18 protein-coding genes are annotated in these 21,716 nt (G+C 58.6%); all 18 read left to right on the top strand.

Translation table 11 applies throughout. From position 1 onward, the window contains the following. The first annotated feature begins 104 nt into the window (after positions 1-104). The 18 genes from pyrH to kdsA all read left to right on the top strand — a co-directional run bounded on the left by pyrH (position 105) and on the right by kdsA (position 21,637). Positions 105-848: a UMP kinase gene (gene pyrH, locus GTU76_RS22180; protein ID WP_003222124.1), complete on the top strand. Its 744-nt coding sequence runs from the start codon at positions 105-107 to the stop codon at positions 846-848. Beyond that, complete coding sequence (gene frr, locus GTU76_RS22185; RefSeq protein WP_016985095.1) at positions 845-1,402, top strand: ribosome recycling factor; 558 nt, start codon at positions 845-847, stop codon at positions 1,400-1,402. The genes pyrH and frr overlap by 4 nt, the downstream gene beginning before the upstream one ends. A 14-nt stretch (positions 1,403-1,416) precedes the next feature. Beyond that, positions 1,417-2,172 carry a polyprenyl diphosphate synthase gene (uppS, locus tag GTU76_RS22190; protein WP_007908854.1) on the top strand — a complete coding sequence of 252 codons (756 nt, stop codon included), beginning with the start codon at positions 1,417-1,419 and terminating at the stop codon, positions 2,170-2,172. Next, positions 2,172-2,978: a phosphatidate cytidylyltransferase gene (locus tag GTU76_RS22195; RefSeq protein ID WP_016985094.1), complete on the top strand. Its 807-nt coding sequence runs from the start codon at positions 2,172-2,174 to the stop codon at positions 2,976-2,978. The genes uppS and GTU76_RS22195 overlap by 1 nt, the downstream gene beginning before the upstream one ends. Further along, complete coding sequence (gene ispC / locus GTU76_RS22200) at positions 2,975-4,165, top strand: 1-deoxy-D-xylulose-5-phosphate reductoisomerase (RefSeq protein WP_026000607.1); 1,191 nt, start codon at positions 2,975-2,977, stop codon at positions 4,163-4,165. The genes GTU76_RS22195 and ispC overlap by 4 nt, the downstream gene beginning before the upstream one ends. A 53-nt stretch (positions 4,166-4,218) precedes the next feature. Continuing rightward, the gene (gene rseP / locus GTU76_RS22205; protein ID WP_175555222.1) at positions 4,219-5,571 is read left to right on the top strand and encodes a sigma E protease regulator RseP; all 1,353 of its coding nucleotides are present in this window, start codon (positions 4,219-4,221) and stop codon (positions 5,569-5,571) included. A 74-nt stretch (positions 5,572-5,645) separates the two neighbouring features. Beyond that, positions 5,646-8,021 (top strand): outer membrane protein assembly factor BamA, encoded by a 2,376-nt coding sequence (bamA, locus tag GTU76_RS22210; protein ID WP_016985091.1) that lies wholly within the window; start codon positions 5,646-5,648, stop codon positions 8,019-8,021. Positions 8,022-8,066: 45 nt separating this feature from the next. Beyond that, the gene (locus GTU76_RS22215) at positions 8,067-8,570 is read left to right on the top strand and encodes an OmpH/Skp family outer membrane protein (RefSeq protein WP_007908849.1); all 504 of its coding nucleotides are present in this window, start codon (positions 8,067-8,069) and stop codon (positions 8,568-8,570) included. Between the two features lie 3 nt (positions 8,571-8,573). Continuing rightward, complete coding sequence (gene lpxD / locus GTU76_RS22220; RefSeq protein WP_016985090.1) at positions 8,574-9,629, top strand: UDP-3-O-(3-hydroxymyristoyl)glucosamine N-acyltransferase; 1,056 nt, start codon at positions 8,574-8,576, stop codon at positions 9,627-9,629. Between the two features lie 106 nt (positions 9,630-9,735). Continuing rightward, entirely contained in the window at positions 9,736-10,176 is a 441-nt protein-coding gene (gene fabZ / locus GTU76_RS22225) for a 3-hydroxyacyl-ACP dehydratase FabZ (RefSeq protein ID WP_003222142.1), read from the top strand. After that, positions 10,173-10,949 carry an acyl-ACP--UDP-N-acetylglucosamine O-acyltransferase gene (gene lpxA, locus GTU76_RS22230; protein WP_007908847.1) on the top strand — a complete coding sequence of 259 codons (777 nt, stop codon included), beginning with the start codon at positions 10,173-10,175 and terminating at the stop codon, positions 10,947-10,949. The genes fabZ and lpxA overlap by 4 nt, the downstream gene beginning before the upstream one ends. Positions 10,950-10,951: 2 nt before the next feature. Further along, a complete protein-coding gene (gene lpxB / locus GTU76_RS22235; protein ID WP_180699599.1) occupies positions 10,952-12,082 on the top strand; it encodes a lipid-A-disaccharide synthase in 1,131 nt (376 codons plus the stop codon). An 11-nt stretch (positions 12,083-12,093) separates the two neighbouring features. Continuing rightward, positions 12,094-12,720 carry a ribonuclease HII gene (gene rnhB, locus GTU76_RS22240; RefSeq protein WP_007908845.1) on the top strand — a complete coding sequence of 209 codons (627 nt, stop codon included), beginning with the start codon at positions 12,094-12,096 and terminating at the stop codon, positions 12,718-12,720. 76 nt (positions 12,721-12,796) lie between these two features. After that, positions 12,797-16,318, top strand: a complete 3,522-nt coding sequence (gene dnaE, locus GTU76_RS22245; protein WP_175555220.1) for a DNA polymerase III subunit alpha — start codon at positions 12,797-12,799, stop codon at positions 16,316-16,318. 139 nt (positions 16,319-16,457) lie between these two features. After that, positions 16,458-17,405: an acetyl-CoA carboxylase carboxyltransferase subunit alpha gene (locus GTU76_RS22250; RefSeq protein ID WP_016985086.1), complete on the top strand. Its 948-nt coding sequence runs from the start codon at positions 16,458-16,460 to the stop codon at positions 17,403-17,405. A 146-nt stretch (positions 17,406-17,551) separates the two neighbouring features. After that, a complete protein-coding gene (gene tilS / locus GTU76_RS22255; protein ID WP_180699600.1) occupies positions 17,552-18,880 on the top strand; it encodes a tRNA lysidine(34) synthetase TilS in 1,329 nt (442 codons plus the stop codon). Between the two features lie 274 nt (positions 18,881-19,154). Beyond that, positions 19,155-20,786, top strand: a complete 1,632-nt coding sequence (gene pyrG, locus GTU76_RS22260; RefSeq protein WP_016985083.1) for a CTP synthase — start codon at positions 19,155-19,157, stop codon at positions 20,784-20,786. Between the two features lie 5 nt (positions 20,787-20,791). Beyond that, positions 20,792-21,637, top strand: a complete 846-nt coding sequence (kdsA, locus tag GTU76_RS22265) for a 3-deoxy-8-phosphooctulonate synthase (protein ID WP_016985082.1) — start codon at positions 20,792-20,794, stop codon at positions 21,635-21,637. The last annotated feature ends 79 nt before the right edge of the window (positions 21,638-21,716 follow it).

Consider the following 21,716-nt stretch of genomic DNA (forward strand, 5'->3'; position numbering starts at 1 on the left):
ACAAAGCCATGTTCCGATGGCGCTGAAGCAGCGCCAAGCTAGAGTGAACGCCAGCTGTAAACAGCTCGCAAAGAATTTTAAATACGCCGCAGGAGAGATTCGCAATGGCTCAGCAGGGCAGTGGTTATCAGGCTCGCTATAAACGCATTCTACTCAAGCTTAGCGGCGAGGCCCTGATGGGCTCGGAAGAGTTCGGGATCGATCCAAAAGTGCTGGATCGGATGGCGCTGGAAGTCGGCCAACTGGTTGGCATCGGCGTACAGGTCGGTCTGGTGATCGGCGGTGGCAACCTGTTCCGCGGCGAAGCTTTGAGCAAAGCCGGTATGGATCGGGTCACGGGCGACCACATGGGCATGCTGGCCACTGTGATGAACGCCTTGGCCATGCGTGATGCGCTGGAACGTGCCAATATCTCGGCCATCGTCATGTCCGCGATTTCCATGGTTGGCGTGACCGATCACTATGATCGCCGCAAAGCCATGCGTCACCTGAACTCCAAGGACGTGGTGATCTTCGCGGCCGGTACCGGCAATCCGTTCTTTACCACGGATTCGGCAGCCTGCCTGCGTGCCATCGAAATCGATGCTGATGTCGTGCTCAAGGCGACCAAGGTCGATGGCGTTTACACTGCAGACCCGTTCAAAGACCCGCATGCCGAGAAGTTCGATCATCTGACTTATGATGAAGTGCTGGATCGCAAGCTGGGTGTAATGGATCTGACAGCTATCTGCCTGTGCCGCGACCACAAGATGCCGCTGCGCGTATTCAACATGAACAAGCCCGGTGCCCTGCTGAACATCGTCCATGGCGGCGCTGAAGGCACCCTGATCGAGGAAGGTCAACAATGATCAACGAAATCAAAAAAGACGCTCAAGAGCGCATGCAAAAATCCCTGGACTCTCTGGCCCATGCATTTGGTCAGATTCGTACCGGCAAGGCTCACCCAAGCATTCTGGGCAGCGTGATGGTGCCGTACTACGGCGCAGACACCTCCATCACCCAAGTGGCCAACATCACTGTAAAAGATTCGCGCACCCTGCAAGTCGTTGCGTTCGAGCGCAACATGCTCGCAGCGGTCGACAAGGCGATCCAGAGCGCTGGCCTGAACCTCAATCCGACCAACCTGGGCGAATTGTTGCTGATCTCCATGCCTGCCCTGACTGAAGAAACCCGCAAGGGCTTCACCAAGCAGGCGCGCAGCGCCGCTGAAGACGCGCGTGTTGCCGTGCGCAATATTCGTCGTGATGCCTTGGGCGAGCTGAAGAAGCTGGTCAAGGACAAGGAAATCAGCGAAGACGAAGAACGTCGTGCCGCTGCCGATATTCAGAAAATCACCGACAAGGCTGAAGCTGATATCGACACGGCTACCAAGCAAAAAGAAGCGGATCTGATGGCCGTATAAGGTTCGAGCTTTTAATGGACAAGACCAAGCAGACTGCGCCGTCCGCGGTGCCGCGCCATGTCGCGATCATCATGGATGGCAACAATCGCTGGGCAAAAAAACGCTTTATGCCAGGTGTCGCCGGGCATAAAGCGGGTGTGGATGCTGTGCGGGCGGTGATTGAGGTGTGCGCTGAGGCCAAGGTCGAAGTGCTCACCCTGTTCGCGTTTTCCAGTGAGAACTGGCAGCGCCCGGCCGATGAGGTCAGTGCCTTGATGGACCTGTTCTTCAAGGCACTGCGTCGCGAAGCCAAGCGCCTCAACGACAACAACATCAGCCTGCGCATCATTGGTGATCGCTCGCGCTTCCATCCCGAGCTTCAGGCAGCAATGCGTGAAGCTGAAGCGATGACGGCGGGTGCCAACCGTTTCATCCTGCAGATCGCCGCCAATTATGGCGGTCAGTGGGATATTGCACAGGCGGCCCAGCGTCTGGCGCGTGAAGTCCAGGCCGGGCACCTGCGCCCGGAAGACATCACTCCGGATCTGTTGCAAACCTGTCTGGCAACCGGTGATCTGCCGTTGCCGGACCTGTGCATCCGCACGGGTGGCGAACACCGCATCAGCAACTTTCTGCTGTGGCAGCTGGCTTACGCCGAGCTGTACTTCTCCGACCTGTTCTGGCCGGACTTCAAACACGATGCCATGCGCAATGCGCTGGCCGATTTCGCTTCGCGCCAACGTCGCTTCGGTAAAACGAGCGAACAGGTTGAAGCTGGAGCCCGGGTTTAATGCTTAAACAACGAATCATCACTGCGCTGATCCTGCTGCCGATCGCCTTGTGCGGGTTTTTCCTGCTCGAAGGTTCCGGTTTTGCGCTGTTCATCGGGCTGGTGGTCAGCCTGGGTGCGTGGGAGTGGGCGCGGCTTGCCGGCTTCACCGGTCAGACTTTCCGGGTCGGTTATGCTGCCGTGGTCGCCCTGATGCTGTTCGTCATGTACATCCTGCCCGGCCTGGCGCCGTGGGTGTTGGGCGCTTCGGTGTTGTGGTGGGCGGTGGCGACGTATCTGGTGCTGACCTATCCGCGCTCGAGCGAGCACTGGTCGAGTGCTGCGACCAAACTGGTGATCGGTCTGTTGATCCTGTTGCCGGCGTGGCAAGGTCTGGTACAGATCAAGCAATACCCGCTGGGTAACTGGTTGATCATGGCCGTCATGGTACTGGTTTGGGGTGCTGATATCGGTGCCTACTTCTCTGGCCGTGCTTTCGGCAAGCGCAAGCTCGCGCCGCAGGTCAGCCCGGGCAAGAGCTGGGAAGGTGTTTACGGCGGTCTGGCGTTGAGTCTGGTGATTACTGCAATCGTCGGGCTGGTACGCGACTGGACCGTTGCCGAGTTGCTCAAAGGCTTGATTGGTGCGGCGCTGATCGTGTTCATTTCGGTTGTCGGCGACCTCACTGAAAGCATGTTCAAACGTCAGTCCGGCATCAAGGACAGCAGCAATCTGCTGCCAGGTCACGGCGGCGTGCTTGATCGTATCGACAGCCTCACCGCGGCGATTCCAGTATTTGCAGTGTTGTTGTGGATGGCCGCACCGTGAGTCGTCCACAGCAGATTACTGTCCTCGGGGCGACCGGCTCGATCGGTCTGAGCACCCTTGATGTCATTGCTCGTCACCCGGAGCGATATCAGGTTTTCGCCTTGAGCGGCTTCACTCGCCTGAGTGAACTGCTGGCCCTGTGCGTACGCCATGTGCCGCAATTTGCCGTGGTGCCGGAAGTTGCTGCGGCGCGCGGCTTGCAGGACGATTTGCGCGCGGCCGGTTTGCCAACCCGCGTTCTGGTAGGGGAGGAGGGGTTGTGTCAGGTTGCCTCCGCTCCGGAAGTCGACGCGGTGATGGCGGCTATCGTTGGTGCAGCAGGGCTGCGGCCGACCTTGGCAGCCGTCGAGGCAGGCAAAAAGATTCTCCTGGCCAATAAAGAGGCGCTGGTGATGTCCGGCGCCTTGTTCATGCAGGCGGTGCGTAAAAGTGGTTCGGTGTTGCTGCCGATCGACAGCGAGCACAACGCGATTTTCCAGTGCATGCCGCAGGACTTCGCCCGGGGCTTGAGCTCGGTGGGTGTACGGCGGATTTTGCTTACAGCCTCCGGTGGCCCTTTCCGGCAGACACCGATGACTGAATTGGCGCATGTTTCACCTGACCAGGCGTGTGCACACCCGAACTGGTCCATGGGGCGCAAAATTTCTGTGGATTCGGCCAGTATGATGAACAAGGGGCTCGAGTTGATCGAAGCCTGCTGGTTGTTCGATGCCAAGCCTTCGCAGGTCGAGGTGGTGATCCATCCGCAAAGCGTGATCCATTCGCTGGTCGACTACGTCGACGGTTCGGTGCTGGCGCAATTGGGCAATCCTGATATGCGCACGCCGATTGCCAATGCGCTGGCCTGGCCTGAGCGCATCGACTCGGGCGTGGCGCCGCTGGATCTGTTCGCCATTGCGCGTCTGGACTTCGAAGCGCCGGATGAGGAGCGTTTCCCGTGCCTGCGTTTGGCCCGTCAAGCGGCCGAAGCGGGCGATAGTGCGCCGGCAATGCTCAATGCGGCCAACGAAGTGGCTGTGGCAGCGTTTCTCGACGGACGGGTTCGCTACCTGGAAATCGCGAGTATCATCGAGGAGGTTTTGAACCTCGAACCGGTGGTCGCGCTGGATGATCTCGATGCGGTGTTCACCGCCGACGCCAAGGCACGAGTTTTGGCTGAACAATGGTTGAGTCGTCACCGTCGATAGTTTTGCAACACAATGGCTTCACGCGGCACTGAACGGGATTGCGGAGAAAGTAGATGAGCGCGCTCTATATGATTGCCGGCACCCTGATCGCCTTGGGTGTGCTGGTCACCTTTCACGAATTCGGCCACTTCTGGGTCGCGCGTCGCTGTGGCGTCAAGGTTCTGCGCTTTTCCGTAGGCTTTGGCATGCCGTTGTTGCGCTGGCACGACAAGCAGGGCACCGAGTTTGTAGTGGCCGCGATTCCGCTGGGTGGCTACGTCAAGATGCTCGATGAGCGTGAGGGCGAAGTGCCGGCCGATCAGTTGGATCAGTCTTTCAATCGCAAATCCGTTCGTCAGCGTATCGCCATTGTCGCGGCAGGTCCGATCGCCAACTTTCTGTTGGCGCTGGTGTTTTTCTGGGTGTTGGCCATGCTCGGCAGCGAGCAGGTGCGCCCGGTCATTGGTGCTGTCGAGTCCGGCAGCATCGCTGCTAAGGCCGGTTTGAATGCGGGTCAGGAAATCGTCGCTATCGATGGTGAGCTGACCTCTGGTTGGGCAGCTGTCAATTTGCAACTGGTGCGGCGCCTGGGCGAAAGCGGTTCTCTGCAGTTGCTGGTACGTGAGCAAGGCTCCAGCGCAGATACACCGCGTGAGTTGCTGCTGGATAACTGGCTCAAAGGTGCTGATGAGCCGGATCCGATCCGTTCTCTGGGGATTCGTCCATGGCGTCCGGCCCTGCCGCCGGTGCTTGCCGAGCTTGATCCGAAAGGCCCGGCCCAGGCTGCCGGTCTGAAAACCGGTGATCGCCTGCTGGCCCTCGATGGTCAGGCGCTGAATGACTGGCAGCAAGTGGTCGATACTGTTCGTACGCGTCCTGATACCAAAATCATGCTGCGCATCGAGCGTGACAGTGCTCAAATCGACGTCCCTGTGACGCTGGCAGCGCGCGGTGAAAGCAAATCGCCAAGCGGATATCTGGGCGCAGGCGTGAAAGCTGTCGACTGGCCACCGGAAATGATCCGTGAGGTCAGTTATGGGCCGTTGGCCGCGATTGGCGAGGGTGCCCGACGCACTTGGACCATGAGCATTCTGACGCTCGATTCACTGAAGAAAATGCTGTTCGGCGAGCTCTCGGTAAAAAACTTGAGTGGACCGATAACCATTGCTAAAGTGGCGGGCGCTTCTGCCCAGTCGGGCGTCGCTGATTTCCTGAATTTCCTTGCTTATCTGAGTATTAGCCTGGGGGTTCTGAATTTGCTGCCCATTCCTGTACTGGATGGGGGGCATTTGTTGTTTTATCTGATCGAGTGGGCGCGTGGTCGTCCCTTGTCGGATCGGGTGCAAGGTTGGGGGATACAGATCGGTATCAGTTTGGTGGTCGGGGTGATGTTGCTTGCTCTGGTCAACGATCTGGGTCGACTGTAACGCTTCGCTGAATTGCGAATCTGCCGCATTTTGCGGCAGTTTGTTTATTGCCAGTTGGAATAAGAAAGGACTTCATGAAACGTCTGCTGCTAACTGCGGTTCTCACCGTATTGATGATCGCCGAAGTTCACGCCGAGTCCTTCACTATCTCTGATATTCGCGTCAATGGCCTCCAGCGGGTCTCCGCGGGTAGCGTCTTTGGTGCCTTGCCGTTGAACGTCGGTGAGCAGGCGGATGATCGTCGCCTGGTGGAATCCACTCGTGCGTTGTTCAAAACCGGTTTCTTTCAAGATATCCAGCTGGGCCGCGAAGGCAACGTTCTGGTCATCACGGTCGTCGAGCGTCCGTCGGTCGCCAGTATCGAAATCGAAGGCAACAAGGCGATCTCGACTGAAGACCTGATGAAAGGTCTCAAGCAATCCGGTCTGGCCGAAGGCGAGATCTTCCAGCGCGCCACCCTTGAAGGCGTGCGTAACGAACTGCAACGTCAGTACGTCGCGCAAGGTCGCTACTCGGCTACGGTCGATACCGAAGTGGTATCGCAACCGCGTAACCGCGTCGGCCTGAAAGTGAAGATCAACGAAGGTACCGTTGCGGCGATTCAGCACATCAACGTGGTGGGCAACACGGTTTTCCCTGAGGAAGACCTGACCGACCTGTTCGAACTGAAGACCACCAACTGGCTGTCGTTCTTCAAGAACGATGACAAGTACGCCCGTGAAAAACTGTCCGGTGACCTGGAGCGTCTGCGTTCCTACTACCTGGATCGTGGCTATATCAACATGGATATCGCTTCGACTCAGGTGTCGATCACTCCGGACAAGAAACACGTCTACATCACTGTCAACGTCACCGAAGGCGAGAAGTACACCGTACGTGACGTCAAGCTCAGCGGTGATCTGAAAGTCCCTGAAGATCAGGTCAAGTCCTTGCTGCTGGTGCAGAAGGGCCAAGTGTTCTCGCGCAAACTGATGACCACCACGTCCGAGCTGATCACCCGTCGTCTGGGTAACGAGGGTTACACCTTCGCCAACGTCAACGGCGTGCCTCAGCCGCACGATGAAGATCACACTGTCGACATCCTGTTTGCCGTTGATCCGGGCAAGCGTGCCTACGTCAACCGCATCAACTTCCGTGGCAACACCAAGTCCGAAGACGAAGTGCTGCGTCGTGAAATGCGTCAGATGGAAGGCGGCTGGGCTTCGACTTACCTGATCGACCAATCCAAGACCCGTCTTGAGCGTCTCGGCTTCTTTAAAGAGGTCAACGTTGAAACCCCGGCTGTTCCGGGTGTCGATGACCAGGTAGATGTGAACTATAGCGTTGAAGAGCAGGCTTCCGGTTCGATTACCGCCAGTGTCGGTTTCGCCCAGAGCGCCGGTCTGATCCTCGGTGGTTCGATCACCCAGAACAACTTCCTCGGTACCGGTAACCGCGTCAGCATCGGCCTGACCCGCAGCGAATACCAGAGCCGCTACAACTTCGGCTACGTTGACCCGTACTGGACCGCCGATGGCGTGAGCCTGGGTTACAACGCGTTCTATCGCACCACTGACTACAAAGACCTCGACGTCGACGTAGCAAGCTATGCGGTAGACAGCCTGGGTGCCGGCGTAAACGTTGGCTACCCGATCAGCGAGACTTCGCGTCTGACGTTTGGTCTGTCGGTTCAACAGGACGAGATCAAGACCGGTACCTATACCGTTGACGAGATTTTCGACTTCGTTAACAAGGAAGGCGACAAGTACCTGAACTTCAAGGCTTCGGCCGGCTGGTCCGAGTCGACCCTGAACAAAGGCGTACTGCCTACCCGTGGTCGTTCCCAGAGTCTGACGCTGGAAACCACAGTGCCGGGCAGCGACCTGTCGTTCTACAAACTTGATTACCGCGGTCAGCTGTTCCAGCCAATCAGCGAGAACTACACCCTGCGTCTGCACACCGAGTTGGGTTATGGCGACGGCTACGGTGGAACCGACGGCTTGCCGTTCTATGAAAACTACTATGCTGGTGGTTTCAACTCGGTTCGTGGCTTCAAGGACAGCACCCTCGGCCCGCGCAGTACGCCGAGCCGTGGTAACAACCCGGGTACGCTGGCTGACCCGGACCAGGATCCACTGCCGTTCGGTGGTAACGTCCTGATCCAGGGTGGTGTCGAGGTTCTGTTCCCGCTGCCGTTCGTCAAGGATCAGCGTTCCCTGCGTACTTCGGTATTCTGGGATGTGGGTAACGTATTTGACTCGCAGTGCAAGGACACTACCAATGCGAATGGCTCGTCGTCGAACACCAAGTGCAACGACATCAGCCTGAGCAACATGGCCAGTTCCGTCGGTGTGGGTGTGACCTGGGTCACCGCACTGGGTCCTCTGAGCTTCGCGTTGGCCATGCCGATCAAGAAGCCCGATGAGGCTGAAACTCAAGTGTTCCAATTCTCCCTCGGCCAGACGTTCTAAGCGTCTGACCCAAGATAACGACAATGGATTTTGTAGGAGTGCATCGTGCGTAAGTTGACTCAATTGGTTCTCCTGGCCTCCTTGATGGTGGCAGGCCCGGCATTTGCCGACATGAAAATTGCCGTTCTGAACTATCAGATGGCCCTGCTGGAATCCGACGCCGCGAAGAAATACGCCGTGGATGCCGAGAAGAAGTTCGGTCCTCAACTGACCAAACTGAAGACGCTGGAAAGCAGCGCCAAAGGCATTCAGGACCGTCTGATGGCCGGTGGCGACAAAATGCAGCAAGGTGAGCGTGAGCGTCTGGAGCTGGAATTCAAGCAAAAGGCCCGTGACTTCCAGTTCCAGTCCAAGGAGCTGAACGAAGCCAAAGCCGTTGCCGACCGCGAAATGCTCAAGCAACTGAAGCCGAAACTGGATAGCGCAGTGGAAGAAGTCATCAAGAAAGGTGGTTTTGACCTGGTGTTCGAGCGTGGCGCAGTCATCGATGTCAAACCTCAGTACGACATCACGCGCCAGGTTATCGAGCGCATGAATCAGCTGAAGTAACCCATGACCGTGACTATCAAGCTCGGCCAGTTGGCCGAGTTCCTCGGCGCCACCCTGCGTGGCGACCCTGAGAAGCAAATTACTGGGCTAGCCACTTTGCAAGAGGCTGGCCCAGCTCAGTTGAGCTTTCTGGCAAACCCTCAATATCGCAAATACCTGGCGGGCTCGCAGGCAGCAGCATTGCTGCTCAAAGAAGCCGATGCCGAAGGTTTTGCCGGTAATGCGTTGGTGGTGCCTGATCCTTACCTGGCTTACGCACGCATCTCACACTTGTTCGATCCCAAGCCAAAAGCCACTGCGGGTATCCATCCTTCGGCGGTCATTGCGGCAGACGCAGTGGTTGATCCAACCGCCAGCGTCGGCCCATTCGTGGTGATCGAGGCCGGTGCGCGGATCGGTGCGCAAGTGACACTGGGCGCGCATTGCTTCGTCGGTGCCCGCAGCGAAATCGGCGAAGGCGGCTGGCTCGCCCCACGTGTGACGCTGTATCACGACGTGCGCATCGGCAAGCGTGTGGTAATTCAGTCCGGTGCAGTGCTCGGCGGTGAAGGCTTCGGCTTTGCCAACGAAAAAGGCATCTGGCAGAAGATCGCCCAGATCGGTGGTGTGACCATCGGCGACGATGTCGAGATTGGCGTGAATACCGCCATCGACCGCGGCGCTCTGGCTGATACCGTGATCGGCAATGGCGTGAAGCTCGACAACCAGATTCAGATCGCCCACAACGTACAGGTCGGTGATCACACCGCTATGGCGGCCTGCGTCGGGATCTCCGGCAGCACCAAGATCGGCAAGCATTGCATGCTGGCCGGTGGTGTTGGCCTGGTTGGCCACATTGATATTTGCGACAACGTTTTCCTGACCGGGATGACCATGGTGACCCACTCGATTACCGAGCCGGGTGCCTATTCTTCCGGCACAGCCATGCAACCGGCGGCCGAATGGCGCAAAAGCGCGGCCCGCATCCGTCAGCTCGATGACATCGCGCGGCGGTTGAAACAGCTGGAAAAGCGCGTAGGGGAAGTGACCCCTGACGGCAATGCTTCATCTGATGGCTGATACCATTTCCATATCAAGTGTGCACAGCCTCTAGACTGCCTCCTTGATTTGCTAGAGGAGTGCGCGTCAGTCGCGCTCCCAATCTTTACATAGGCTTCCCCCCGAAATGATGGACATCAACGAGATTCGCGAATACCTGCCTCACCGTTACCCGTTTCTGCTGGTGGACCGGGTGGTGGAACTGGACACTGAAGGCAAGCGCATTCGCGCCTACAAGAATGTCAGCATCAATGAACCGTTCTTCAATGGTCACTTCCCTGCGCATCCAATCATGCCGGGCGTACTGATCATCGAAGCGATGGCTCAGGCTGCCGGGATCCTCGGTTTCAAAATGCTCGACGTCAAACCGGCCGACGGCACCCTGTATTACTTTGTCGGTTCCGACAAGCTGCGCTTCCGCCAGCCTGTGCTGCCGGGCGATCAGTTGATCCTCGAAGCCAAGTTCATCAGTTGCAAGCGCCAGATCTGGAAATTCGAATGCCAGGCTTCGGTCGACGGCAAGCCAGTCTGCTCCGCTGAAATCATCTGTGCGGAACGCAAGCTATGAGTTTGATTGACCCTCGCGCAATCATCGATCCGTCGGCCGTTCTGGCTGACGGCGTCGAGGTCGGCCCGTGGTCGATCATCGGCGCAGGTGTGGAAATCGGCGAGGGTACCGTGATCGGGCCGCATGTGATCCTCAAAGGTCCGACCCGCATCGGCAAGCACAATCGTATCTACCAGTTTTCTTCGGTAGGCGAAGACACGCCCGATCTGAAGTACAAGGGTGAAGAAACCCGTCTGGTGATCGGTGATCACAACGTCATCCGCGAAGGCGTGACGATTCACCGTGGCACCGTTCAGGACCGTTCGGAAACCACGCTTGGCGATCACAACCTGATCATGGCCTACGCGCACATCGGTCACGACAGCGTCATCGGCAACCACTGCATTCTGGTCAACAACACCGCGTTGGCCGGCCATGTGCACGTGGATGATTGGGCGATCCTCTCCGGGTTTACTCTGGTGCACCAGTATTGCCACATCGGCGCCCACAGCTTTTCCGGCATGGGCACTGCCATCGGCAAGGACGTTCCGGCGTTCGTCACCGTGTTCGGCAACCCGGCCGAAGCACGCAGCATGAACTTCGAAGGCATGCGCCGTCGCGGTTTCAGCGAAGACGCGATCCACACCCTGCGTCGCGCCTACAAAACTGTCTATCGCCAAGGTCTCACGGTCGAACAGGCGTTGGCCGAACTGGCCGAGCCTGCTGCGCAGTTCCCCGAAGTTGCGATATTCCGTGACTCCATTCAGTCGTCGACTCGCGGCATCACTCGCTGATCATGGCCAATTTGCGTATTGCGCTGGTGGCGGGTGAAGCTTCCGGTGACATTCTCGGCGCCGGTCTCATGCGCGCCCTCAAGGCACAGCATCCGGCGGTCGAATTCATCGGCGTCGGCGGCCCGTTGATGCAGGCCGAAGGCCTGACCTCCTACTTTCCGATGGAGCGTTTGTCGGTCATGGGCCTGGTGGAAGTGCTCGGGCGCCTGCGTGAGTTGCTCAAGCGCCGCAAGGACCTGATGGCCACGCTGATCGCCGAGAAGCCGGACGTGTTCATCGGCATCGACGCGCCGGACTTCAACCTCAATATCGAACTCAAGCTGCGTCAGGCCGGGATCAAAACCGTGCATTACGTCAGCCCTTCGGTTTGGGCGTGGCGGCAGAAGCGTGTACTGAAGATCCGCGAAGGCTGCGATCTGATGCTGACGCTGCTGCCGTTCGAAGCAAAATTTTACGAAGAGAAGGGCGTGCCAGTGCGGTTCGTCGGTCACACCTTGGCCGATACCATTCCATTGGAGGCCGATCGTGCTGCGGCCCGTGCCGAGCTGGGCTTGCCCGATGGCCCGCTGGTGGCGTTGATGCCCGGCAGCCGGGGCGGCGAAGTCTCCCGTCTGGGGGCGCTGTTCCTCGATACCGCCGAACGTCTGCGTGCTATGCGCCCGGGTTTGCGTTTTGTCATTCCTTGCGCAAACCCGGAACGCCGCGCGCAACTTGAAGAGTTGCTCGCCGGCCGCGATCTGCCGGTGACCTTGCTCGACGGCAAATCCCATCTGGCTCTGGCCGCGTGCAACGCCGTATTGATCGCCTCCGGTACCGCGACCCTTGAAGCGCTGTTGTACAAGCGGCCGATGGTGGTGGCGTACCGTTTGGCACCGCTGACGTTCTGGATTCTGAAACACATGGTCAAGAGCCCGTACGTGTCCTTGCCGAATCTGCTGGCCCAGCGTCTGCTGGTCCCGGAGTTGTTGCAGGATGATGCGACGGTCGAAGCGTTGGCGCAGACCCTGTCGCCGCTGATCGAAGGCGGCGAAGAGCAGACCCGCGGCTTCGACGAGATCCACCGCACGCTGCGGCTGGATGCCTCCAATCAGGCGGCGGACGCCGTCCTTAACCTGATCGGTCAGACACGATGAGCAAGACAAGCATGCAGATGGGCCTGGATTTCACGCTGGTCGCCGAAGTCGAAGAACTGGTCGCCGGTGTCGATGAAGTCGGTCGTGGCCCGTTGTGCGGTGCCGTGGTCACGGCGGCGGTGATCCTCGATCCGAATCGGCCGATCCTGGGCCTCAACGACTCGAAAAAACTCACTGAAGCCAAGCGTGAAAAGCTCTACGACGAAATCATCGAGAAATCCCTGAGCTGGTGCATCGCCCGCGCCGAAGTCGAAGAAATCGACGAGCTGAACATCTTGCACGCGACCATGCTGGCCATGCAGCGCGCCGTCGCCGGCCTGCACATCCAGCCGAAACTGGCGATGATCGACGGCAATCGCTGCCCGCAATTGCCGATGCGCGCCGAAGCGGTGGTACAGGGCGACGGCAAGGTGCCGGCGATTGCTGCTGCGTCGATTCTTGCCAAAGTCAGTCGCGACCGTGAAATGGCTGCGTTCGAATTGATCTACCCGGGTTACGGCATCGGCGGCCATAAAGGCTACCCGACGCCCGTTCATCTGGAAGCCTTGGTGCGTCTTGGCCCGACGCCGATTCACCGGCGCTCGTTTGCCCCGGTGCGTCAGGCTTATGAAGCGCTGGAAGGTCTGACGCAGGTTTAGTCGCAAGGCTGATGTTTTGTTCGAGGCCCGGTACAATCCGGGCCTTGTTGTCTCTATGTAACTGGACAGGATCACTATGCCGGCTTCATTCGTTCATCTACGCCTGCACACTGAATACTCCCTGGTCGATGGGCTGGTGCGGATCAAGCCATTGGTCAAGGCGCTGACCGGCATGAACATGCCGGCGGTCGCGGTCACCGACCAGAACAACATGTGCTCGCTGGTCAAATTCTACAAAAACACCATGGGCGCGGGCATCAAGCCGATCTGCGGCGCTGACCTGTGGCTGTCGAACAAAGATCCGGACGCTCCCCTGAGCCGGCTCAGCCTGTTGGTGATGAATGCCAAGGGCTATCGCAATCTCACCGAGTTGATCTCGCGCGGCTTCATCGAAGGCCAGCGCAACGGCATGATCATCGTCGAGCGTGAGTGGGTCGCTGAAGCCAACGAAGGCCTGATCATGCTGTCCGCCGCCAAAGAAGGCGAGATCGGCATGGCCATGATTGGCGGCAACCCGGCCGAAGCCGAAGCGCTGGCGCGTGAGTGGATGGCGGTGTTCCCGGATCGCTTCTATCTGGAAATCCAGCGCACCAACCGCCCTAACGATGAAGAACAACTGCACGGCGCCGTCGCTCTCGCCGACAAGCTTGGTGCGCCGCTGGTGGCGACCAACGATGTGCGCTTCATCAAGCAGGAAGATTTCGCCGCCCACGAAACCCGCGTGTGCATCGGTGAGGGCCGCGCCCTCGACGATCCGCGGCGCTCGAAGAATTACAGCGATCAGCAATACCTGAAAAGCGCCGAGGAAATGATCGAGCTGTTCAGCGATATTCCCGACGCCATTGAAAACACCGTCGAGATTGCCAAGCGCTGCAACATCGAAGTCAAATTGGGCACGCACTTTTTGCCCAACTTTCCGATTCCCGATGGCATGACCATCGACGAATACTTCCGCAAAGTCTCCTTCGACGGTCTCGAAGAACGCTTGTCGGTACTGCTGCCCAAAGACACCACCGAAGACTACGAAGCCAAGCGTCAGGTCTACGTCGACCGCTTGAATTTCGAGCTGGATATCATTATCCAGATGGGCTTCCCCGGTTACTTCCTGATCGTGATGGACTTTATCCAGTGGGCCAAGAGCAACGGCGTACCGGTAGGCCCGGGCCGTGGTTCGGGTGCCGGATCGCTGGTGGCCTACGTGCAGAAGATCACCGACCTCGACCCGCTGGAATACGACCTGCTGTTCGAACGTTTCCTTAACCCGGAACGGGTCTCGATGCCCGACTTCGACGTCGACTTCTGCATGGACGGTCGCGACCGCGTGATCGATTACGTGGCCGAAAAATACGGCCGCAACGCGGTGAGCCAGATCATCACGTTCGGTTCCATGGCCGCAAAAGCGGTGGTGCGTGACGTGGCGCGGGTGCAGGGCAAGTCCTACGGCTTGGCAGATCGTCTGTCGAAGATGATTCCGTTCGAAGTCGGCATGACCCTGGAAAAAGCCTACGAGCAGGAAGAAATTCTGCGTGACTTCATCAAGGTCGATGAAGAAGCCGCAGAAATCTGGGAGATGGCGCGCAAGCTCGAAGGCGTCGTGCGTAACGTTGGTAAGCACGCCGGTGGTGTGGTTATTGCGCCGACCAAACTGACTGACTTTTCGCCGATCTATTGCGACGAGGCCGGTGACGGTCTGGTAACCCAGTTCGACAAGGACGACGTTGAAGCCGCCGGTCTGGTGAAGTTCGACTTCCTCGGTCTGCGGACGCTGACGGTGATCGACTGGGCGCTGAAGACCATCAACCGCGACCGCGCCAAGGTCGACGAGCCGCCGCTGGACATCGCGTTTATCCCGCTCGACGACAAACCGACGTACACGCTGCTGCAAAAAGCTGAAACCACCGCGGTGTTCCAGCTTGAATCACGCGGCATGAAAGAGCTGATCAAAAAGCTCAAGCCCGACTGCCTCGAAGACTTGATCGCACTGGTGGCCCTGTTCCGTCCGGGCCCGCTGCAGTCCGGCATGGTGGATGACTTCATCAACCGTAAGCACGGTCGCGCCGAACTGGCGTATCCGCACTCGGATTACCAGTACGAAGGTTTGAAGCCTGTTCTGGCGCCGACTTACGGCATCATCCTGTATCAGGAACAGGTGATGCAGATTGCCCAGGTCATGGCCGGTTACACCCTCGGTGGTGCGGACATGCTGCGTCGGGCGATGGGTAAGAAAAAGCCCGAAGAGATGGCCAAACAGCGCGGCGGTTTCATTGAAGGTTGCAAGACCAACAATATCGACGCCGACCTCGCCGGTAACATTTTCGACCTGGTGGAAAAATTCGCCGGTTACGGCTTCAACAAGTCTCACTCGGCTGCTTACGGTCTGGTGTCGTACCAGACCGCCTGGCTGAAAACCCACTACCCGGCGCCGTTCATGGCCGCGGTACTGTCAGCGGACATGCACAACACCGACAAGGTCGTGACCTTGATCGAAGAAATTCGCACCATGAAGCTGCGTCTCGACGCGCCGGATGTGAATACTTCGGAATTCAAGTTCACGGTGAACGACGAAGGCCGCATCATTTATGGCCTCGGCGCGATCAAGGGTGTGGGCGAGGGTCCTGTTGAAGCGATTACTGAGGCGCGCGCGGACGGGCCGTTCAAGGATCTGTTCGATTTCTGCGCCCGCGTCGACCTCAAACGCATCAACAAGCGCACCCTCGACGGTTTGATCCGCAGCGGTGCACTGGATCGTCTCGGCCCGTTCTTCCATGAAGAGCAAAAGGCTTATCAGGCCAACATCGACCGCAACCGCGCGGTGCTGCTGGCCGCAATGGAAGAGGCGATCAAGTCCGCTGAGCAGACGGCGCGCACTCACGACAGCGGCCACGCCGACCTGTTTGGCGGTTTGTTTGTCGAGGAGGACGCCGACGTTTATGCGGTGCATCGCAAGGCCAAGGAGCTGACCCTCAAGGAGCGCCTCAAAGGTGAGAAAGACACCTTGGGCCTGTACCTGACCGGTCACCCGATCGACGAATACGAAGGCGAGATTCGCCGTTTCGCCCGTCAGCGCATCATCGACCTGAAACCGGCCCGGGATACCCAAACCGTGGCGGGGATGATCATTGCCCTGCGCGTGATGAAGAACAAGAAGGGCGACAAGATGGGCTTCATTACCCTCGACGACCGCTCCGGACGGATCGAGGCGTCGCTGTTTGCCGATGCGTTCCATTCTGCGCAATCGCTGTTGCAGACAGATGCGATGGTGGTGGTCGAAGGCGAAGTCAGCAACGACGACTTCTCCGGTGGCCTGCGCCTGCGGGTCAAACGCGTGATGAGCATGGAAGATGCGCGCACCAACCTCGCCGAGAGCCTGCGCCTGAAACTGCAAACCCAGGATTTGAAAGGTGATCAGCTACGCTGGTTGGGTGATCTGCTCAAGCGTCATCGCGGCGCGTGCCCGATCACCATGGAATACACCAGCCCGGATGCGAAGACCTTGCTGCAGTTCGGCGAGACGTGGCGAATTGATCCGGCGGATGCCTTGATTCAGGCTCTGCGTGACCAGTTCGGGCGAGACAACGTCTTCCTCCAATACCGTTGACCGGCAAGTGCCATCATTGCGCTTGCCCGCAACCTGAATTTTTAATCTCGACCTCAGCGCGCCTCTCCCTTAAGGTAGGGCGCGAATAGACAACCGGCCGGCCCAAGCTCATTTGGGACACGACCCAAGACGGACGCCTATGAACCCGAATTTTCTAGATTTCGAACAGCCGATCGCCGACCTGCAAGCCAAGATCGAAGAGTTGCGCTTGGTCGGTAATGACAATTCGCTGAATATCGGCGATGAGATCTCCCGCCTGCAGGACAAGAGCAAAACGCTGACCGAAGACATCTTCGGCAAGCTGACCAGCTGGCAGATCGCACGCCTGGCGCGTCACCCGAAACGCCCGTACACCCTCGACTACATCGAGCACATCTTCACCGAGTTCGACGAACTGCACGGCGACCGTCACTTCTCTGACGACGCAGCAATCGTTGGCGGTATCGCCCGCCTGGACGATCAGCCGGTGATGATCATCGGTCACCAGAAGGGCCGTGAAGTGCGCGAGAAGGTGCGCCGCAACTTCGGCATGCCGCGTCCGGAAGGCTACCGTAAGGCTTGCCGTCTGATGGAAATGGCCGAGCGTTTCAAAATGCCGATCCTGACCTTCATCGACACCCCGGGTGCTTACCCGGGTATTGACGCTGAAGAGCGCAACCAGAGCGAAGCGATTGCCTGGAACCTGCGCGTGATGTCGCGCCTGAAGACTCCAATCATCGCCACCGTTATCGGTGAAGGTGGTTCCGGCGGTGCTCTGGCCATCGGTGTCTGCGATCAGTTGAACATGTTGCAATACTCGACCTACGCGGTGATCTCGCCGGAAGGTTGCGCTTCGATTCTGTGGAAAACCGCGGAAAAAGCGCCGGATGCTGCTGAGGCGATGGGCATTACCGCCGAGCGTCTGAAAGGCCTGGGCATTGTCGACAAAGTCATCGGCGAGCCACTGGGCGGCGCACACCGTGACCCGGCTACCGCAGCGGCGTCGATCCGTGCCGAACTGAGCTCGCAACTGGCGATGCTGAAGAAGTTCGATAATGAAGCGCTGTTGAAGCGTCGTTATGATCGACTGATGAGCTACGGTCTCTGATCGAACGCCGATTCAGCTGACAATGCAAAACACTGTGGGAGCGAGCTTGCTCGCGAAGGCGTTATAACAGACAACGAAAATGTTGAATGTTGAACCGCTTTCGCGAGCAAGCTCGCTCCCACATTGGTTTCGGTGAAGGTGAAAAAATGAGTCAGCTCTCGATTGATTTGCCTTCCCGGCTATTACTGAACCTTGAGGCTTGGCGCAACGCCACTCATTGGCGTATCGCCTTCTCCGGTGGTCTCGACTCCACTGTTCTGCTGCACCTGCTCGCCCATTTCGCAAAATCCGAATCCCTCCCTCCACTCAGTGCTATCCACATTCACCACGGCCTCCAGGCTGCGGCTGACGCGTGGCCGCAGCATTGCCAGTCCGTGTGCGATGCGCTGGGTGTTCCGTTGCTGATCGAGCGTGTGAAGGTGCAGCCGGGTGCAAGCTTGGAGCGCGCGGCGCGGGATGCGCGGTACACAGTGTTCGGTTCACTGACGCAAGCCAATGACGTGTTGCTCACTGGCCAGCATCGCGATGATCAAGCGGAAACGCTGTTGTTTCGACTCATGCGTGGTGCGGGTGTGCGCGGATTGGCGGGGATGCCTAAGCAGCGGCCAATGGGGCAGGGCACATTGATTCGTCCATTGCTCGATGTTTCCCGGGCCGAACTCGAAGCCTATGCGCAGGCTCACCGATTGGTCTGGATCGAAGACCCATCCAATCAGGATCAGCAATTCTCGCGCAATTACCTGCGGCATCAGGTCATGCCGTCGCTGAGCGAGCGCTGGCCGCAAGCGCAGGCGAGCATGGCTCGCAGCGCTGCGCATCTGCGTGAAGCCCAGGGGCTGCTCGATGAACTGGCGCAGATTGATCTGGCTGACGCCGCCACCGCGCATGAATTCGAATGGCTGGGATTGCCGTCATTGGAACTGGCGCCGCTGGCTGCATTGTCTGTCGCTCGTCAACGAAACGCCCTCAGTCACTGGCTTGAGCCGCTGACGCGCCTGCCTGACACCGACCATTGGTCGGGTTGGTCGGATCTGTGCGATGCCGCTCCTGATGCGTCACCGATCTGGCGTCTGGCCGATGGCGAACTGCACCGCAGCGCCGGTCGGCTATGGTGGCTCAGCGGTCAGTGGCTGCGCACGCCAGTGATCGGGTGCGAGTGGCAGAGCCCGGCGTCAGCGCTACGCTTGGCCGATAACGGACGTGTCATGTTCAGCGGGCAGACTCCTTCCGGGCCGCTGCGCATTGCCTATCGTCAGGGCGGTGAGGTCATGCATCTGGCGGATCGCGGCCACCGTGATCTCAAGCGCCTGCTCAATGAGCGCGCAGTGCCGGGCTTCGTGCGTGGCAGATTGCCGCTGCTGTTTCGCGATGCAGAATTGCTTGCGGTGGCGAACCTGCCGGGACTTGATGGCGATGCGCACGATGGCTGGAAATTGCATTGGCAGCCAACAGACGAAGATCAAGGTTTGAGCTGAAAGGAGCATTCCGGTAGACTACGCTCCCTTCTTGATACAACTTCTGTGGATTCGCCTGAATTGCAGGAGTTGCCGATTACCAAGCAGTCTTTGCTGGGCGATTCCAAAAAATGTGTAGCGAGCAACGTACCGGTGTTTCATCTGCCGGTCTGTCCCAACGCGGCGGTTTTTTTGAAAGGTGCACTGTGATTAATGCAGGTGATCGGGGGCTTCGGCCTTCCTTCGCTTTCCCCGGCGGCTCGTACCGCTTTAACGCAGACTTCTAGGGTTTTTCATGACGCGCTACATATTCGTCACGGGCGGTGTTGTTTCTTCATTGGGGAAAGGCATTGCATCGGCTTCATTGGCGGCCATCCTGGAGGCGCGGGGACTTAAGGTCACCATGCTGAAGCTGGACCCGTACATCAACGTCGACCCGGGCACGATGAGCCCGTTCCAGCACGGTGAAGTGTTCGTCACCCACGACGGCGCCGAAACCGACCTGGACCTGGGCCACTACGAGCGGTTCATCCGCACGACCATGACCCAGAACAACAACTTCACCACTGGCCGTGTCTACGAGCACGTGCTGCGCAAAGAGCGCCGTGGTGACTACCTGGGTGCAACCATCCAGGTGATCCCGCACATCACCGACGAAATCAAGCGCCGTATCATCAAGGGGGCCGGTGACGCTGACGTGGCAATGGTTGAAATCGGTGGCACCGTCGGTGACATCGAGTCGCAACCGTTCCTCGAAGCCATCCGTCAACTGCGTTTCGAAGTCGGCGCCAAGCGCGCGATGCTGATGCACCTGACTTTGGTGCCGTACATCGCCACCGCTGGCGAGACCAAAACCAAGCCAACCCAGCACTCGGTCAAAGAGCTGCGTTCGATCGGCCTGCAGCCAGACGTGCTGGTGTGCCGTTCCGATCACCCGATCGACGTCTCGTCGCGTCGCAAGATCGCGCAGTTCACCAACGTTGAAGAACGTGCGGTGATCGCGCTGGAAGACGCCGACACCATCTACAAGATCCCGGGCATCCTGCACTCGCAGGGTCTGGACGATTTTGTTGTCGAGCGTTTCGGCCTGCAGTGCGGCAGCGCTGACCTGTCCGAGTGGGAAGCGGTGGTTGACGCCAAGCTGAACCCGGAACACGAAGTGACCATCGCCATGGTCGGCAAGTACATGGAGCTGCTGGACGCCTACAAGTCGCTGATCGAAGCGATGAGTCACGCCGGCATCAGCAACCGTACCAAGGTCAACCTGCGCTACATCGATTCCGAAGACATCGAGAACCAGGGCACTGCGCTGCTCGAAGGTGTCGACGCGATCCTCGTCCCGGGCGGCTTTGGTCTGCGCGGCGTGGAAGGCAAGATCACTGCCGTTCAGTACGCTCGTGAAAACAAGGTTCCATACCTGGGTATCTGCCTGGGCATGCAAGTGGCGGTCATCGAGTTCGCCCGTAACGTGATGGGCTGGAAAGACGCCAACTCCACCGAGTTCGATCGCGCCAGCGGCCACCCGGTTGTGGGTCTGATCACCGAGTGGGAAGACGCTACCGGTGCTGTTGAAGTGCGTACCGAAAGCTCCGATCTGGGCGGCACCATGCGCCTCGGCGCTCAGGAATGCCTGCTCGAAGCCGGTTCCAAGGTGCACGACTGCTACGGCAAGGACGTGATCGTTGAACGTCACCGTCACCGTTACGAAGTGAACAACAACCTGCTGCCGCAAATCATCGAAGCCGGCCTGAAAATCTCCGGTCGCTCCGCTGACGCAGCGTTGGTTGAAGTGGTTGAAGCTGCGGATCATCCATGGTTCGTCGCTTGCCAGTTCCACCCAGAGTTCACCTCGACACCACGTGATGGCCATCCGCTGTTCAGCGGTTTTGTCAAAGCAGCATTGGCTCAACACCAGAAGAAGGCGTAACCCCGATGGCACAGAAGATCATCCGCGTCGGCGACATCGAGATTGCCAACGACAAACCCATGGTGCTGTTCGGTGGCATGAACGTGCTGGAAAGCCGTGACATGGCCATGCAGGTTTGCGAGGAGTACGTGAAGGTCACCGAGAAACTCGGTATCCCTTACGTGTTCAAGGCCAGTTTCGACAAGGCCAACCGTTCTTCTGTGACCTCCTATCGTGGTCCTGGCCTGGAAGAGGGCATGCGCATCTTTCAGGACATCAAACAAGCTTTCGGCGTGCCGATCATCACCGACGTCCACGAGCCTGATCAGGCCGCGGTCGTCGCTGAGGTCTGCGACATCATTCAACTGCCGGCCTTCCTGTCGCGCCAGACCGATCTGGTCGTCGCGATGGCCAAGACCAATGCAGTGATCAACATCAAGAAAGCCCAGTTCCTCGCCCCTCAGGAAATGAAACACATCCTGAACAAGTGCGTGGAAGCGGGTAACGATCAACTGATCCTCTGCGAGCGTGGTTCGAGCTTCGGCTACAACAACCTCGTGGTCGACATGCTCGGCTTCGGCATCATGAAGCAGTTCGAGTACCCGGTATTCTTCGACGTGACCCACGCGCTGCAAATGCCGGGTGGTCGTGCCGACTCCGCTGGTGGTCGCCGTGCCCAGGTTCTGGATCTGGCCAAGGCGGGCATGAGCCAGTCGCTGGCAGGTCTGTTCCTCGAAGCGCACCCGGATCCGGACAACGCCAAATGCGACGGCCCTTGCGCCTTGCGTCTGGACAAACTGGAGCCATTTCTGGCCCAGCTCAAAGCTTTGGACGAACTGGTGAAGAGTTTTCCGACGGTAGAAACCGCGTAACACTCAATTCTCCGGTAAAGTACCGCACGATTTGTCGCTCATGCCCTCGGGCATGAGCGTTATCGTCTGCAAGTCTGCC

Source organism: Pseudomonas crudilactis, assembly GCF_013433315.1.
GTDB classification, from domain to species: domain Bacteria; phylum Pseudomonadota; class Gammaproteobacteria; order Pseudomonadales; family Pseudomonadaceae; genus Aquipseudomonas; species Aquipseudomonas crudilactis.

Coding starts and splice junctions, on each gene's coding strand:
- pyrH (WP_003222124.1), top strand. CDS start 105: ATGGCTCAGCAGGGCAGTGGTTATCAGGCTCGCTATAAACGCATTCTA.
- kdsA (WP_016985082.1), top strand. CDS start 20,792: ATGGCACAGAAGATCATCCGCGTCGGCGACATCGAGATTGCCAACGAC.
- lpxB (WP_180699599.1), top strand. CDS start 10,952: ATGGCCAATTTGCGTATTGCGCTGGTGGCGGGTGAAGCTTCCGGTGAC.
- pyrG (WP_016985083.1), top strand. CDS start 19,155: ATGACGCGCTACATATTCGTCACGGGCGGTGTTGTTTCTTCATTGGGG.
- rnhB (WP_007908845.1), top strand. CDS start 12,094: ATGCAGATGGGCCTGGATTTCACGCTGGTCGCCGAAGTCGAAGAACTG.
- dnaE (WP_175555220.1), top strand. CDS start 12,797: ATGCCGGCTTCATTCGTTCATCTACGCCTGCACACTGAATACTCCCTG.
- tilS (WP_180699600.1), top strand. CDS start 17,552: ATGAGTCAGCTCTCGATTGATTTGCCTTCCCGGCTATTACTGAACCTT.
- GTU76_RS22250 (WP_016985086.1), top strand. CDS start 16,458: ATGAACCCGAATTTTCTAGATTTCGAACAGCCGATCGCCGACCTGCAA.
- bamA (WP_016985091.1), top strand. CDS start 5,646: ATGAAACGTCTGCTGCTAACTGCGGTTCTCACCGTATTGATGATCGCC.
- lpxD (WP_016985090.1), top strand. CDS start 8,574: ATGACCGTGACTATCAAGCTCGGCCAGTTGGCCGAGTTCCTCGGCGCC.
- uppS (WP_007908854.1), top strand. CDS start 1,417: ATGGACAAGACCAAGCAGACTGCGCCGTCCGCGGTGCCGCGCCATGTC.
- rseP (WP_175555222.1), top strand. CDS start 4,219: ATGAGCGCGCTCTATATGATTGCCGGCACCCTGATCGCCTTGGGTGTG.
- GTU76_RS22195 (WP_016985094.1), top strand. CDS start 2,172: ATGCTTAAACAACGAATCATCACTGCGCTGATCCTGCTGCCGATCGCC.
- fabZ (WP_003222142.1), top strand. CDS start 9,736: ATGATGGACATCAACGAGATTCGCGAATACCTGCCTCACCGTTACCCG.
- frr (WP_016985095.1), top strand. CDS start 845: ATGATCAACGAAATCAAAAAAGACGCTCAAGAGCGCATGCAAAAATCC.
- lpxA (WP_007908847.1), top strand. CDS start 10,173: ATGAGTTTGATTGACCCTCGCGCAATCATCGATCCGTCGGCCGTTCTG.